The sequence below is a fragment of the Mucilaginibacter sp. genome, from assembly GCF_025362475.1.
Lineage (GTDB): Bacteria > Bacteroidota > Bacteroidia > Sphingobacteriales > Sphingobacteriaceae > Mucilaginibacter.
On record NZ_JANYGH010000054.1, the window covers coordinates 32,509 to 48,625 of the forward strand.

A 16,117-nucleotide genomic window follows, 5' to 3' on the forward strand; every position below is an offset into this window, starting at 1 on the left:
AACAGGCACGGTTACAATACAAGCAGGATTCATCGTAACTAAATAGTATTATGACAGCTAAAAAAGTATGGTTCGTTCCTGGCACTTCTAAGGGGTGGCGATTAAAGCTTGTGAGGCAACTTTTAGAAGAGGGGTATTGTGTAGCGGTAACGCTAACCCTTCAAGGCAATGCAGAAGATTGGCTCAACGATTATCCGTCAGAGCAATTACTTCAAATTCTGATCAGGAACAAGGCGGTAAATAAAGGTGATGCTTTAGCAAGAGCAATAAGTCATTTTGGAAAGATTGATGAGATCGTTAACAACCCGCGCTTATGGTTACAATGGAGGTAACCTCGTGTTCATTAATATGACACAGGTTAATTACATGGAAAAATCAGAATTAATTCTTTTTCTTTTGGCAGGGCTGATCCCTAAAATCTATACTTAGAAAACTATTCCCCAAGAATCCCACTTGATCCCCTTTTGCAGAATCCGCTCAAAAAGGCTTAAACGCAAAGAGCCTCACTTTTCAGTAAGGCTTTTTGTTTTCAGCGGAATGGACGGGATTCGAACCCGCGACCCCATGCGTGACAGGCATGTATTCTAACCAGCTGAACTACCACTCCGTTTGGGTGTGCAAATATACACACCATTTTATATTACACAAGTCCTTTTTTCAAAAAAAGTGATTTTGGCTGTTTTTGTATGCTGCTTATCGCAGCAAAACGGCGCCTGTTCATTCTTTATCACTGATGTAATATCCTCTATATCAAAACAAACAAGACTCAATTTGTAACCGTTACAGTTTCTGAATTATTTGAAAAAAATATTTTTTTATTTTACTTCAAAGCTAAAATATTGGCTTGCCGCCTCCCCATTATCATTTATTCCCTGTATCGACCCTACATATTTGCCTTTTTGATCGGAGGTATAAAACGATACAACGCCTTTTCCGCCCTGGTTTGTGTAAACATCCGGCGACCAAAACAAAAGACTCCTAAAATCAGGCACCCGGCTTTTCTCAGTCTTTTCGGTATTATAAACCGGCGAATAAAATTCACGCTTTAACTGCATTCCTTCGTAATCAAGCACTACAGCATGCGGATCCATTTCAACACCGCCAAGGTCGCCTTTGTAAGTGGTGTAGCTCAATACACCTTCAGATACTGATGGTCCATAAAAATATCTTTCTCTTATAACTTCCAGTTTACGCACTTTTAAGGGGTCGATAGCTATTACCTTATCAATGTTAAATACCGGTACGTCATCAAGCATTACCAATGGATCGCCTTCTAAAAAGCCTTTTTCATTCAATACCTTGATATGGTAACGGCGTTGAGAACGTACTACGTTAACCTCTCTTATATACTCGCGCAGCACTTCTTCCATAGTGGTAAAGCGGGTATAATTATCTAAGAGATAGGTTTTATAGGGGCGCGCATAAAAGCCCGCGCTATCAACACCCGGATCATAAAATCGCTTAATTTCATTATTTGCATATACATTTTGTACTTGCATAGCAAGGCTATGCTCTTCTAAAGCTTTTTGCGCGTTTGGCAGTAAACTATACTTTGGCCAGTTAAATTTGGCATACTGTTCAGAGAAAGGGCTTAACACATCTATCCGAAAAGTAGAATCCCTTTCTGAGTTTGTTTGGGCTACAACTTCGCCAGGGCCATATAATTGTTTTGTATTGAATACCAGTCTACCTAACGAATCGCTTTTTGAAACGTATAATTGTACCCTTTTACCCGGCACACTTAAATAAGCTACCACCTCCTTTGCGGGGGTGCCTGTTATGGTGCTTACTATTTTTGCGGTTACAAGGTGGTCATCATACTCGGGTAAAAAAGAGAATGCAGGGGGAGTATTCGCTAATACACTGCTCCAAACAAACCTTCGCCAGCCTTGCGAAAGCATCAGGTTATCCATAGCTGCATCGGCTTCTGTATTGGTATTTTTAAAGTAATAAGCGGCGGATTCAATGGCCCCCCGAAGGTCTGATTGTAACCATAGGTAGCTAAATATATCATCGGCATCTATATGCTGTAGTGAATCGACACGATAGACAGACAGTGACATGTTTGTTTGCATTGCCGCCCCTGATAATCTTTTTGCCGCTACATTAATAGTTACTTTTTTACGGGTGGAGTATTGAGGCTGATCGGCAGCGGCATCTATAAGTAGCTGTTGTTTGGGGCGTTTAAAATAAAGCCTTTCACAAACTGGTTGTTGGGCACTGTTGAAAATGGTAATATGAGATACGCCATCGCCCAGTTTACTTTTGTCAATTGTAAAGCTGGCCACTCCGGAGTTAAATGAAGTACTTGCTGCAGCTTTAACCAATTGCCTGGTATGCGCAAAAAGGAATACCTCGCCACCTGTAGCATTGCTATTTACGGTAACCTCCAGGCTTGGTCCGTTATCTTTTAATTGCATCACATAGCCCCGGCTGTTAATTTCAGGTAGTTCCTTAACAACGGAAATGCCTGAGCCGGTTTTAATGATTGCTTTATAGGTATTATTGGCAACGGGCGTAAACGTAAAATTACCCATACCAAATTTTAACGGCTGGAAACGGACTACGGTATCATTATGCTGGTCAATTAGGGCTCCGCGGTACATGGCAAGACCCTCTCCATTAGGTGTGGTAACTTTGAAGGCTACTTTGCTGGTTAAGCCGGTCACAAGGTTGCCACCTTCCGGAAAAAATTGAACGTCATAAGCAGGGGCAATTTCCTTTGCCAGTGCATCGGGCGATTTTAAGGGGTTTACGATAGTGATGCTTTTTTCGAAATAATAATCTGGACTGAAGTTTTTCATCCAATTGGTATAGGCCCTCAATTTGTAATTGCCGTTGCTTACAGATACCGGAATATATAATGATCCACTGCCTGCGCCATTTTTCATGGCAATTTTAGCCTGTACAACAGTGCTGTGGCCGTTATCTATCACATCAACATAAACTACCTTGCTTAGGCTAAATGGCTTGTGTAGGGCAGCGTCAACGGCATAAATCTTAAACCATATAATTTCGCCGGGCAGGTAGGTGCTTTTATCCGTATGTACAAAAACTTTTTCCTGTACTGTTGCCTGCTGGTATTGGTTAAAGCTGTTCCTGATCTGATTTATCGCCTGCGCAAAGCAAGTTGTTTGCCAAAGCAGCAGTATCCCAATTGATAAGGCTGTAATTTTAGCAGTTTCCTTAAAATTTTTCATAGCCAAAAACTGGTTTGTTTAAAGTTTTCATGTAAGTGATATTTCATAGTACTCACTGTAAATTTTTTAAATAGCATAACTTTGTTTATGGTTTCCAGAATGCTGGTGGCTGTGATAGTCCCCGTATCCTGCAATCTGTACATTCCAGTGTCGAAAAAATATATCCTATCACAAAACCCTGGTCCATTATTGGTGCAATAGGAATTCCACCTCCATCAATAATGCTGCCTTGTACCTCATGCAGCATGCTTTTAGGATTGTAAATAAGTGCCGAATCAATCTCGCAGTTATATGGGTATACAGGAAACCAGTTTATCGGTAATTGACTGTTATCAACAAAGATTCGTTTTTGCTGCACGTTAGTAATGCTGATGTAGCCAATTACCGGCTCTGCAGCATTAGTTACGCTATGAATATTACCCTGCAGCTGCGAAGGCTGGGCATCAAATATACTTCCAAGTTGTTCGGTGTTTTTTTTGATGTTTTCCCAAAACGCATATGCCTCCTTGGTTAAAGCGTATTGCTTTACCAAAACAGAATACCTAACCGATATTTTCTCTGATGTGGATGGAATAGTTGTTAAGGGAGCCTGAAATATGACGTCGGACACCAGTTTGGCCGATGAACTTATCAGGATGTTACTTGATAAATCATTTGTATAGCAATAGTATGATGCTTCACTTTCTTTGCGGGCTCTTATTGATTTGGTAACCGGATCAACCAGAAAGCCGGATTCATACCGGGAATGAAACTTCCATGTTTCTTCAAAATCCCAACGGTAGTAGCGGGTACTATTAGTGGCATCATGAGTGCTAACGTATAAATTAAGGTTGCTCCCCTTGGGTACAAAACCAACGCTATCAATAGGTGGTGTTTTTCTTACCTCGATATAATCGGATGCGTATTCTTTTTCATTGTGAGCTATATGTAGCCTGTATTTTTTTGATTGATTAAGATTCAACCCGCTCCCGGAAGTATATTTGCCATTGCCTTGTGAAATTAACGCTATTGAATTACCTGCCTCATCCTGTATGGCAACCGCATAATCATTCAACGCAGAAGTTTGTACGCCATTGCTTAAATTAACTGTCTGGCTCAGGCTGATAACTGTAGGGTCGCTGCCCGCGTTTATTACACCCTCAACAACAAGGTAATTATTGTTACTGGCGATAACCGTTGGGTTATAAGGTTTTTTGCACGTGGTGATCATGACGCCCAGCACCAGCAAATACAACATATATTTAGGCTTCATCATTTTAATAAATTATTTCCAAAAAACGGGGGCCTCTATTCTCCCTCTCACTCTGCAATCAGTACATTCAACACTTGATGCCGTATATCCAATAATGTGAAATCCATCCGGGCTTATGGTTGAAATTGGTATTAGCGTACCTTCAATAATTCGGTTCTCCACATCATTTGATCCTGTGTGTAGGTTTGTAAAAAAAGCCGAATCAATTTGGCAGGAACCATTATACTCGGGTCGCCATTCATAAGGGAAAACACTATTTGATATAAATATCCTCTTGGTTTGTACATTAGTTACACTTACATAACCAATAACCGGTTCGGCAGGGTTGGTAACATTATGAATATTCCCGTTAATTTCTGATGGTTGCGGATCAAATATACTTCCCAGCTGTTCTGTATTTTTCCTCATATTTTCCCAAAAAGCATATTCTTCTTTTGTGAGCGCATATTGTTTTAGGAGGATGCTGTATCGTATTTCCAGTTTTTCTGAAGTTGGAGGGATTAAAATTATGGGGTTATCTGATATTACATCTTGCCTCAATTTTGCCGATGACGCCAAAACAATATTGCTTGATCTGTCGCCGGCATAACAATAATAGATCATCTCATCATTATTTCTGTATACTATCTTTCCGTCCCTAACTATCAGCCCCGAATTGAATTGGGAATGAAAGCGCCACGTTTCTTCATAAGCCCAGCGGTAATAGCGGGTATTGTTACTGGGATCATGGGTGTTTGAATTAATTTGCAAACCCTTGCTGGTAATTTTATAACCAATGCTATCAATAGGTGGCGTTGGTTTTACAGCTACATAATCAGACACATATTCATTCCCTATCGCTTTAATGTGGAGGCGATATTTTTTTGAGTTATCCAGATTTAAGGAAACCGCTACATAACGCCCTGTATTAAACTCCGCTAAGGGATAACTTGCTCCTCCTTCGGCCTCAACATGTACCTGTGCACCTGACACCAAAGCCGAGGACGGATTTTGTGAAAGGTTTACCGTTTTGCTTAAAGTAATAATGGTTGAGTCTGCGCCACTATTTATAACTCCCTCAACCACAAGGTAGCTGCCCGGTGCAACTATGGCTGGTGGAGTATACGGTTTTCGGCAACCGGTAATAACGCAGCCCAGTAATATAAAAAACCATATATATTTATTCTCTATCATAATTCCCAAAAATCTGGTGCATCAATGTGGCCTCTTAGTCTGCAATCAACGCATTCAATTGGCGCTGCCTTATAACCTATGGTTACACCCCGCGGACTAATTATTGGCGATACCGGGATATAGCCCAGTCTAAATATGAAAAAGTCAACGTCATTTGCCCCCGTAAGGGCATTTATAAAGAAAGCGCTGATTACTTCACATTCATCGGCATAAACGGGGTAGTAATTATCCGGAAAACGGTTGTTTGTAATAAATATCCTTTTAGTTTGTGTGTTGGTTACGCCTATATAGCCAATAACCGGCTCTGCAGGGTTGGTAATGCCATGTATGTTCCCTTTTAATTGCGATGGCTGCGCATCGAAGATGCTGCCAAGTTGCTCGGTATTTTTTTTAATGTTTTCCCAAAATTGATATTCCTCTTTTGTTACGGCGTACTGTTTAAGGAGGATGCTATATTTTATTTGTAATTTTTCTGACCGGGGCGAAATAATTGTAATCGGGATTTGTGAAATAATATCCTGCTGTAATTTTTCTGTTGAACCTAAAACTATATTGCTTGATTTATCGCCTGCAAAGCAATAATAGATCTGTTCTTCGGGTTTTCTTGGTACAATATCTGTTCCTTTAACTATTGATTCCGAGTTGCGTTGTGCGTGAAATTGCCAGGCCTCTTCATACGCCCAGCGGTAATATCGTGTACTATTGGCCGGGTTATGGGTATTAACATTAACCTGCAAACCTTTGTCTGTTATTCTATAGGTAATGCTGTCAATAGGTGGCGTTGGCTTTACAGCGACATAATCAGATGCATATTCATTAGAACCAGCCGTTTTGATATGCAGGCGGTATTTTTTTGTTTTGTCGAGATTTAGGGCGATGGCGAGATAGTGCCCGGCTTTGAACTCCTGTAACGGATAGCTTGTGCCGCCTTCATTTTCAACGGTTACCTGTGCATTTGTTTCAAAAGCCGACGAGTCTTTGGTTGCAATGTTTATCGTTTTGCTTAAAGTTATAATTGTTGAATCGGCACCACTGTTAATAACTCCCTCAACCACCAGGTAACTGCCGGGAGCCAGTATTGCTTTAGGAGTATAAGGTTTACGGCAGGCCACTATTGCGGTGAGCAATGCTAAAAAAACCATATAATTACCCCTTTTGTTCATACCCGTTAAAACCTGATATTGTAATTGATGAACGGAATTGGCTTTGCAAATATCGAAAGCTTATAGCCACTTATTACGCCGCTTTGCTCGGTAAAATAGGTTGAGTAGGCATTTTGCCTCCCGGTAAGGTTATAAACGCCTATGGTGAACGAGTTATGCGTTAATTGGTGCACCTTATGATTGCCTTCGATATTCATTGAAAAATCCGACCGGAAGTAATCCGGGATTCGATATTGATTACGGTCTGAATAGTATACGCGCTCCGATCCGCCATACTCATACTTGGCAACCGGCAATGTTATTGGCCTGCCTGTACTATAGGTAACATTTAATGATATGCTAAACCTGTGCGAAAACCGGTAGTTGCCTATGAAATTAAAATCATGTGGTTTATCAAAATTGGCAGGATAATAAAGTCCGCTATTAATTAGTTCACCCTCATTAGGATCAGTTTGCCTTAAAAATGTACGGGAGTAGGTATAGCTTATCCAGCCATTTGCTTTACCTGTGGTTTTTTTAATCAAAAACTCAATACCATACGCTTTGCCCTGGGTAGCCAGTACATCGTTTTCTATATGATGATTAAGTACCAGGTTGGCGCCGCTGCGGTAATCAAGGTAATCTCTTAACCGTTTATAATAAACCTCTACCGAGGTTTCGATCGTGTTTGATTTTAGGTTACGGTATATCCCCAGCGATACCTGGTCGCCATATTGTGGTTTGATATTAGGATCGCTCAGTTGCCATACATCGGTTGGCGCAATAGCGGTGGTATTGGATAGTAAATGAATGTATTGCCTTAGTGTGTTGTACCCTCCTTTTAACGATGTATTATCTCCTAACTGGTACCGGCCCGAAAGCCTGATCTCGGGCCCTGAATATGTTTTAATGAACTTGCCGCTGCTATAGTTGGTGCTATCCAGCAAGTTTGAACTTGTTTTAGGTAAATTTGGCGCATAATTGTATACCGTTTGTGGCCCAAGGAAACTATATAAAGAATAGCGTACGCCGCCACTTACGGAAAAATCTTCGGTAAAGTCATATTTATCGCCAACATACAATGCACTCTCCAGGGCGCGCTGCGTTGGGATCACATCCGGCGCCACCAGTGATTTGGGATTATTGGGCTGGTAATTACCCGGATGCAGTTTATAAAAGATAGAGCTCAATCCAAAATTAACCGTGTTTTTACGATTTAGATAATAGGTAAAATCGGCCTTGAAATTAGTTTGATTGATATCAAAGTTGAGTTTATATGCATTTACAGGGTTATCAAAGCTGGCTATGTTATATTGGTACCTATCAATACCTGCACCTATAACACTAAATAGCTTATCGTTAAAATTGTGCTTCCATTTAATGTTGGCGTTCCTGTTGCTGTAACCATAGGAAGTATCGCTGTTTAATTTAAATTTATCCTTGCTTAGGTAAGTGGATACATAGATATTGTTTTTATCATCTATCTGGTGACTTATATCAAGGTTTAAATCATAAAATGAGGCCTGGCTGTGCTTATATGCTTCTGGTAATAGCTTCAGTAACCAATCGGAATAGGTGGTGCGGCCACCAAATGAAAACGAGGTCCTATCCTTAAAAATAGGCCCTTCAACATTAAGCCTGCTAGTAATTAAACCAATACCTGCCGATCCTGTAAACTTCTTTTTATTACCCTCGCGGTTGGTAACATCGAGTACCGATGATAAGCGCCCGCCAAATTTTTCGGGGATGCTGCTTTTATATAACTCTATATCTTTTACTATATCGGGGTTAAATGAGGAGAAGAAACCAAAGAAATGTGATGGATTATAAATGGTAGCATCATTCATTAAAATAAGGTTCTGATCTGCCGAACCGCCACGGACATTAAAGCCTGTGGTAGCTTCGCCCACTGATTGTACGCCGGGGAGAGTTAGCACCACCCGTAATACATCTGCTTCACCAAAAACGGTGGGCACTTGTTTAATGCTTTTGATATCGAGCCGGTTAACGCCTAATTGCACATTACGAACGTTGGCTACCTTCTCGGCCGATATTTTTACCTCTTTTAAGCTGGTCACCTGTTCCTTCATTTCGATGATCATTTTACCATCCGAATAAAGTACAATCTGGCGGCGTGTGTCGCGCATGCCTAACCCCCTTACACTTAAAATTTGCCTTCCTTTTGGCAACGAAAGGGTAAAATATCCAAACTGATCTGAGGCTACGCCAGTTTTGGTATTGGTAACATAAATGCTTGCGCCTACTACGGCTTCGCCCGATTTTCCGTCACGAACATAGCCCGATAAGGTGGCATTTCCGGCACCAATTGTGTTTGTTTTGGTGCCAATTTCATACAGCTTGTTTTCTGTAGTTGCTTCAGGAACAACCTTGTCTTTTGTATCAGCAAACTCTTTAACCTGCGTAACAACATTGTTTTTTTGGGTTTCTGCCCCAGTTTTAATCCCAAAAAAGCCGGCGGCGAGCGATAGTTGTATTTCGCGTCCTTTTGTAAGAAAAACCTCGTGATTAGTGCTGATAGCGTAATGAAAAGCAGTGTTTTTAAAAGCCGCGTCAAGCACGGTTTCCATAGATTTGTTATCTAACTGTACAGTTATCTTTAAACTATCAAATTTTGCTGGCTCATAATAAAAGTGATATCCGGTTTTTGCCTCAAGCTCGGTAACAAACTGCTCAATAGTGGCCTGTTGAAAGTTTACACTTATAGTTTGTACCGTTGTTTGTTGAGAATATCCCACTTTTAGCAGGATCAAAAAGCAAAAACTTAAAAAGTAAATTTTTTTCATCAGTATATTTTAATGTTCACACTATACTACTATACCCCTTAAGGTTTATGCATGGAATATCAAACCATAAAAAAGACTTTAGATCTTGATTATACTTTATTTATAACACCGCGTAACTTTATCTAACCAGCTGATCGTATTCTGCAGCTATCATACGCATGGCCAATTCAGGATTATCTCTAAACTTAATTTTATTAGCCTTGATGTATTGCTGCAGTTCTTTTTTCTTATCCTTTAATATTTTCAGGAAAGAGCTTTGCCCGCTTATGCTGTAATAGTTATTGCCTTTTTTAAGAAAATAATTTTTGGAGGCGGCAGTAAAAAAAGTTTCGAGCGTTGTTTGTGTAGAGATGGATTGAATACTTTTTGACCACCTGGTTAAAACCTGGAGGTTGCCCCTGTATACCTCATCGTAAAATCCTGTATCTATTGATGCCGCTTTGTTTAGCGAATCCGGAGCCACATATACAAAATGATGTGCAAGAAGATCAAAGCTTTGTACTCTTGAATTCAACAAGCTATATTTAGAAAATCCGTTATATAGCAATACAACAACTTTGTCTTTGTTCAAATCATACATCATGGCTATGTTTGGGTAAAATATGCCATCGTAATTAACCGAGCCGGGCCTGAATGCATTTATATCCAAAAAAAAGGCATTGCTTTTTATATATGGATCGTAAAACTCATATTCAGGTCCGTTGTACAGGCGAGACATTTGCCCTATGGAGGAATTGTAAGTGCTAACTAAGTGGCCTACCGCAATTTTTTGCATAGTACTATCGTCGGTCACCGTTTGGCTTAGGGCACGGTCACTTAAAAAAAGGCAGACGATAAAAAAGCACAGGAGTGGTTTATTTATCATTTAGGTTTTATAAAGATGAAATGTACATTACTTTTATTAATAATCAAATATTGAATGGAAAACCCATCTAATATTTAATGTATTAATTATGTTACACGAAATGAGCGCTTAATAATATTACGCAAGCCTAAAACCCTTTGTAACACTGCATGTTAAATATTTATATTTTATAGAAATGGACGATGCATACGAAGGTATTCCTGAACAGCGCGATGGCGGAATAACCGATTTTATCCACTTTGCTGATTTGAAAACCCGGCAACAGGCCCATGCCCTTTTTTTACTGGCTAAAAGCCGTTTAAAGGATATATCCAACTGGCATCAGCTCTGCGGACCAGGTTCATCAAAATTTTCGCTTACAGATGCACAGGGGAATGAATTATACCGGATGGCAGAGAAAGGAGATCATTTTTATGTTGATTTACCTGCGCCGGGCTCTATAGCGGGGGGCGGCCTCGATTGGGTTATGATTGAAGATATACAGGAGGTTGAAAATGCAGAAGCCGAAAGCGAGTTTATAACCATTACCGTAAGGCCTGTGGTGAACCCCAGGAAACCAGGACAGGCAGTCGCCAATTTTTATGATCATGGTGCAACTAACACTTTTATTGTTGAGCGGTACTTGAACCACGTTAGCGCTGCTGTGCATGGGCGTAACGAAGTAATTAATAATAAGGATACTAATATTTATGATACTGTCAGAAATACCGTCATCGCCCTTACCGCGCGGGAAGGGCTGTCAGGCCCGCAGTGGAAAGCCCTGGTAGAAGGGTTGCTGCAAGAGTAGGCGTGCAGATTGTTTAGCATTGTAATTACGCAATGGGCCGGTAGAAACGGCCGTTGCCTTGTGCCGAGCTCTACTGTATGTACACAAGGTTGTTAACATGGCTATTATTTGGCTAAAGCCACCGAGGCTCTTTATTTATCCGTCCCATAAATGGGACGGCAATGAATTAAACGACTGTTTGCCTTCAATTCTTCATTGCCGTTGGTTTCACCCAACGGATAGAAAGGATATACAAGGATGGCTTTAGCCTAAATAATCCGCATTTTAGGACAGATGTGATTGTCTTTGCCCCGTAGGCGCCTCCTTTTTAAAAGCGACTTCCCTGGTGCCGGGGCTTGGGAAATTACGCCGCTATGCCTGAATGGCTACCCAATGGTACAAAAAAAGGCCGATCTGTTGAAGACCGGCCTTTGTATTTATGAGTAAGTATTGTATTACAACTTACGTTTAACTTCTACATTTTCATAAGCTTCAACAATGTCACCTACTTCAATATTATTAAAGTTGTGGATATTTAAACCGCACTCGTAACCGGTTAATACTTCTTTCACGTCATCTTTAAAGCGTTTCAGTGAAGCAAGTTCGCCAGTGTAAATTACTACACCATCACGTACTATACGTATTTTGCTGTTACGGTTAATTTTACCATCCAACACCATACAACCTGCAATTGTACCAACCTTGCTAATCTTGAAGGTTTCACGTATCTCAACGTTAGCCACAATTTTCTCTTCAAATGTTGGTGCAAGCATACCTTCCATCGCCGCTTTTATCTCATTGATAGCATCGTAGATGATAGAGTAAAGCCTGATATCAATCTGCTCTGCCTCGGCAAGTTTACGGGCACTTCCTGACGGACGAACCTGGAAACCTATAATGATGGCATCAGATGCAGAAGCCAGCAATACGTCTGATTCGGAGATCTGACCTACAGCTTTTGATATGATGTTAACCTGTATCTGCTCGGTAGAAAGTTTCAGTAATGAATCTGATAACGCTTCTATTGATCCATCCACATCACCCTTAACAATAATATTAAGTTCCTTAAAGTTACCAACTGCCAAACGACGGCCGATTTCATCAAGTGTAATATGTTTCTGTGTACGTAAACCTTGTTCGCGTTGTAATTGTAAACGTTTGTTGGCAATTTCACGTGCCTCAACTTCATTTTCCAATACGTTAAACTTATCACCCGCCGTTGGTGCACCTTGCATACCCAACACCTGTACTGGTGTTGATGGCCCTGCAGATTCAACTCTTTGGCCGCGCTCATTAGTTAATGCCTTAACACGCCCGCTGTAGCAACCCGCTAAAATTGGATCGCCCACTTTTAAACGTCCGGCCTGTACCAGGATAGTGGTAACAATACCACGACCTTTATCTAAAGCTGCTTCAATAACCGTACCTACAGCACGTTTATTAGGGTTGGCTTTAAGTTCTAATATCTCTGCTTCAAGTAATACTTTCTCTAATAACAAGTCAACATTTAAACCGGTTTTAGCCGATATTTCCTGCGATTGGTATTTACCACCCCACTCTTCAACCAAAATGTTCATAGCCGATAGTTGCTCACGGATCTTATCCGCATTGGCACCTGGCCTGTCAATTTTATTGAAAGCGAAGATGATTGGAGCTCCTGCAGCCTGCGCGTGGTTTATGGCCTCGCGGGTTTGCGGCATCACGCTATCATCAGCGGCAATTACTATAATTACAATATCTGTAACCTGTGCACCCCTTGCACGCATGGCGGTAAACGCCTCGTGACCCGGTGTATCCAGGAATGTTATTTTTCCTTTATTATCAGGCAATGTTACTTCATAGGCACCAATGTGCTGGGTAATACCCCCGGCTTCGCCACCTATAACGTTTGTTTTGCGGATAAAATCAAGCAATGATGTTTTACCGTGATCGACGTGACCCATGATGGTAACGATTGGCGCACGTGCAACCAGGTCTGCCGGATCATCAGGCTGATCAAGGTTGGCCTCTTCATCCTGTGGTTTAACAAACTCAACCTGGTAACCAAATTCATCAGCCACAATGGTTAATGTTTCTGCATCAAGCCTTTGGTTGATAGATACGAACATGCCCAGGCTCATACAAGTGGAGATGATCTGTGTTACAGATACATCCATCATGCTGGCCAGCTCATTCGCTGTAACAAACTCGGTAACCTTCAGTACTTTGGATTGCAGTTCCTGCTCCATTGCCAATTCTTCGGCAGTAGCGGCAACACCATCACGTTTTTGACGACGGAACTTAGCCCGTTGTGCAAATTTTCCTGATTTTCCTGCACCACTTAAGCGGGCAAGTGTTGCTTTAATCTGGTCCTGTATATCTTTTTCAGATGGTTCTTCTTTAGGGCCTGTGCTTTGAGGTGCATTACGGTTATTCCTGAAATCAGGACGATTGCCGCCACCTTGGCTTGGGCCGCCATTTCCAGGTGCACCATTAGTCCTGTTCCTGAAATCAGGACGATTTGGATTAATAGTTCCACCACCTGACGGTGTGTGCGGAGGATGGTTACCGCCGCCGCCACCTTGCTGGTTATGCGGAGGATGATTACCACCGCCACCTTGCTGTGGATTTCCCTGGTTATCTTTACGTTTTCTTTTGCGTTTATGATCAGCGCTGTTGGCGTTTGATGATGATGCTATAGGATTACGCTTCGGCGCACTAACAGGTAACTGTATTTTACCAATAATGTTAGGGCCGGTAAGTCTTTCGGCTTTTGCCCTAATAACTTCATCCTCAGTATCAACAACAGGAGCTTCGGCTGGTTTTTCTGCAACCGGGGCTGGTACAACCACTGCCGGAGTAACAGGAGCCTGTACAACCGGAGCTTTAGGCTCTTCAACCTTTGGGGTCTCTGCCTTTGGCGTTTCAACTACCGGAGTCTCTACCTTTGGAGCTTCAACCTTAGGGGTTTCGGCAACAACCGGTTTCGGAGCTTCTACAACAGGAGCTTCCGCTACTATTTCTTTTGGGGCCTCAACTTTTGGCTCAGGTTTCGGTTCCGGAGCTACTACTTCTGGCTTCGGAGCCTCTACTTTGGGCTCAACAATCGCTGGTTTTTCAGCAACAGGTTGTGGCTTCGCATTTAAGTTATTAAGGTCAATTTTCCCAACTACCTTAACACCTGGCAATACATCGCTACGATCCTCGGTTTTTTCGTGTGCAACAGGCTCAACCGGTTTTGGTTTTTCTGTTTGCGGTGAAGTGTACTGACCGGTGTTTTTGATCAATATTTCTTCGTTCTCAAAATCCCTTGAACGGCGGTTTTCGACTGGCTTTTCCGGGAACGGCGCAGGATCTTCTTTCCGTATCTTTCCGATACTGATCTGCTTAGCTTCCTCTTTAATGCTTTTGTCCACAGCAAACTCCTTCAACAATGCGTTGTACATGTCGCCATTCAGCTGGGCCATAGGTTGCTTGTCAACCTTGTAACCTTTTGTAGCCAAAAAATCGACAATGGTACCCATACCAATGTTGAGTTCTTTTACTGCCTTAATTAATTTTATTGATTTGTCTTCTGACATTTATTATATTTTCTCTGCTAATTATCGCAAAAATACGATTTTAATTTTGGTTATTATGCTTATTCAAACTCAGCATTCAATATTGATAGCACTTCTTTTACCGTTTCTTCTTCCAGATCGGTACGTTTTACCAATTCGCCAACAGTTAAAGCCAATACCGATTTTGCTGTATCTAAACCAATTCGTTTAAATTCATCAATTATCCAGCTATCAATTTCATCTGTAAATTCTTCAATATCCACATCCTCATCATGTTCGTCAGCCTCACGGTAAACATCAATTTCATAACCGGTTAATTTACCAGCTAATTTAATATTATGTCCGCCACGACCAATGGCTAAAGATACCTGATCAGGTTTTAAGTATACAGCTGCTGTTTTTTTCTCATCATCTAATTTAATAGAGGTGATTTTGGCAGGTGATAATGCACGCTGAATATATAACTGGATATTGTTGGTAAAGTTAATTACGTCAATATTCTCATTCTTCAATTCACGAACGATACCGTGTATACGTGAACCCTTCATACCCACACAGGCACCAACCGGATCAATACGATCATCATATGATTCAACGGCTACCTTAGCTCTTTCGCCCGGCTCACGCACAATTTTTTTAATGGTGATCAATCCGTCGAAAATTTCTGGTACTTCAAGTTCAAACAAACGTTGTAAAAACTCTGGTGCTGTACGCGAAATAATGATTTTAGGGTTGCTGTTCAACATATCTACCTTATAAACAACCGCTTTTACGCTATCGCCTTTTTTAAAGTAGTCGGCCGGGATTTGTTCTGTTTTTGGAAGCAACAATTCATTGCCTTCATCATCCAGTACCAGGGTTTCTTTTTTCCAAACCTGGTAAACCTCGCCTGTAACAATTTCACCAACGCGATCTTTATATTTTTTGAAGATCTCGTCTTTTTCCAGTTCTAAAATTTTTGAAACCAGTGTTTGGCGGGCGGCTAATATAGCACGACGGCCAAAGCTTTCCAGCGTGATCTGCTCAATTTGCTCATCACCAACTTCCAGGTCTGCATCAAATAATTTTGCCTCTGTTAATTCAACTTCCAGGTCATCATCTTCACTAAAGCCATCTTCCATAACCTTACGGGTACGCCAGATCTCTAAGTCACCATTATCAGTGTTAACAATTACGTCGCAATTTTCATCTGTGCCGTATTTTTTCCTGATCATGCTTCTGAAAACGTCTTCCAAAACGCTCATCATGGTTGGGCGGTCAATGTTCTTGAAATCTTTAAATTCCTGAAAAGAATCAATTAAATTAATATTGCTCATTTTCTACTTGAATGATATTAAAACTTTTGTTTCTGTTATGTGATTAATAGGGATAACGCT

At 41.1% G+C, this 16,117-nt stretch carries 10 protein-coding genes and 1 tRNA gene; 2 read left to right on the top strand and 9 right to left on the bottom strand.

Annotation, left to right across the window (positions count from 1 at the left end; genetic code table 11):
* The first annotated feature begins 50 nt into the window (after nucleotides 1-50).
* Nucleotides 51-332 (top strand): hypothetical protein, encoded by a 282-nt coding sequence (locus tag Q0R88_RS17405; RefSeq protein WP_295718506.1) that lies wholly within the window; start codon nucleotides 51-53, stop codon nucleotides 330-332.
* 201 nt (nucleotides 333-533) lie between these two features.
* On the opposite strand, the gene Q0R88_RS17410 is transcribed toward Q0R88_RS17405, so the two are convergent.
* The 7 genes from Q0R88_RS17410 to Q0R88_RS17440 all read right to left on the bottom strand — a co-directional run bounded on the left by Q0R88_RS17410 (nucleotide 534) and on the right by Q0R88_RS17440 (nucleotide 10,436).
* Nucleotides 534-607, bottom strand: a tRNA-Asp gene (locus Q0R88_RS17410).
* 208 nt (nucleotides 608-815) lie between these two features.
* Nucleotides 816-3,200 carry a hypothetical protein gene (locus Q0R88_RS17415; protein WP_295718509.1) on the bottom strand — a complete coding sequence of 795 codons (2,385 nt, stop codon included), beginning with the start codon at nucleotides 3,198-3,200 and terminating at the stop codon, nucleotides 816-818.
* An 85-nt stretch (nucleotides 3,201-3,285) separates the two neighbouring features.
* Nucleotides 3,286-4,455 carry a DUF4249 domain-containing protein gene (locus tag Q0R88_RS17420; protein WP_295718512.1) on the bottom strand — a complete coding sequence of 390 codons (1,170 nt, stop codon included), beginning with the start codon at nucleotides 4,453-4,455 and terminating at the stop codon, nucleotides 3,286-3,288.
* 9 nt (nucleotides 4,456-4,464) lie between these two features.
* Complete coding sequence (locus Q0R88_RS17425; RefSeq protein ID WP_295718515.1) at nucleotides 4,465-5,625, bottom strand: DUF4249 domain-containing protein; 1,161 nt, start codon at nucleotides 5,623-5,625, stop codon at nucleotides 4,465-4,467.
* The gene (locus Q0R88_RS17430; RefSeq protein ID WP_295718518.1) at nucleotides 5,622-6,788 is read right to left on the bottom strand and encodes a DUF4249 domain-containing protein; all 1,167 of its coding nucleotides are present in this window, start codon (nucleotides 6,786-6,788) and stop codon (nucleotides 5,622-5,624) included. The genes Q0R88_RS17425 and Q0R88_RS17430 overlap by 4 nt, the downstream gene beginning before the upstream one ends.
* A gap of 5 nt (nucleotides 6,789-6,793) precedes the next feature.
* The gene (locus tag Q0R88_RS17435) at nucleotides 6,794-9,571 is read right to left on the bottom strand and encodes a carboxypeptidase-like regulatory domain-containing protein (RefSeq protein ID WP_295718521.1); all 2,778 of its coding nucleotides are present in this window, start codon (nucleotides 9,569-9,571) and stop codon (nucleotides 6,794-6,796) included.
* Between the two features lie 118 nt (nucleotides 9,572-9,689).
* The gene (locus Q0R88_RS17440) at nucleotides 9,690-10,436 is read right to left on the bottom strand and encodes a hypothetical protein (protein ID WP_295718524.1); all 747 of its coding nucleotides are present in this window, start codon (nucleotides 10,434-10,436) and stop codon (nucleotides 9,690-9,692) included.
* Nucleotides 10,437-10,611: 175 nt separating this feature from the next.
* Here Q0R88_RS17440 and Q0R88_RS17445 point away from each other — a divergent pair, with 175 nt between their 5' ends.
* Nucleotides 10,612-11,223: a hypothetical protein gene (locus tag Q0R88_RS17445; RefSeq protein ID WP_295718526.1), complete on the top strand. Its 612-nt coding sequence runs from the start codon at nucleotides 10,612-10,614 to the stop codon at nucleotides 11,221-11,223.
* 434 nt (nucleotides 11,224-11,657) lie between these two features.
* Here the strand turns inward: Q0R88_RS17445 and infB are convergent, their stop codons facing one another.
* Both infB and nusA read right to left on the bottom strand, forming a co-directional pair.
* The gene (gene infB, locus Q0R88_RS17450; RefSeq protein WP_295718529.1) at nucleotides 11,658-14,762 is read right to left on the bottom strand and encodes a translation initiation factor IF-2; all 3,105 of its coding nucleotides are present in this window, start codon (nucleotides 14,760-14,762) and stop codon (nucleotides 11,658-11,660) included.
* A gap of 59 nt (nucleotides 14,763-14,821) precedes the next feature.
* Complete coding sequence (gene nusA, locus Q0R88_RS17455; protein WP_295718532.1) at nucleotides 14,822-16,057, bottom strand: transcription termination factor NusA; 1,236 nt, start codon at nucleotides 16,055-16,057, stop codon at nucleotides 14,822-14,824.
* Nucleotides 16,058-16,117 lie beyond the last annotated feature (60 nt).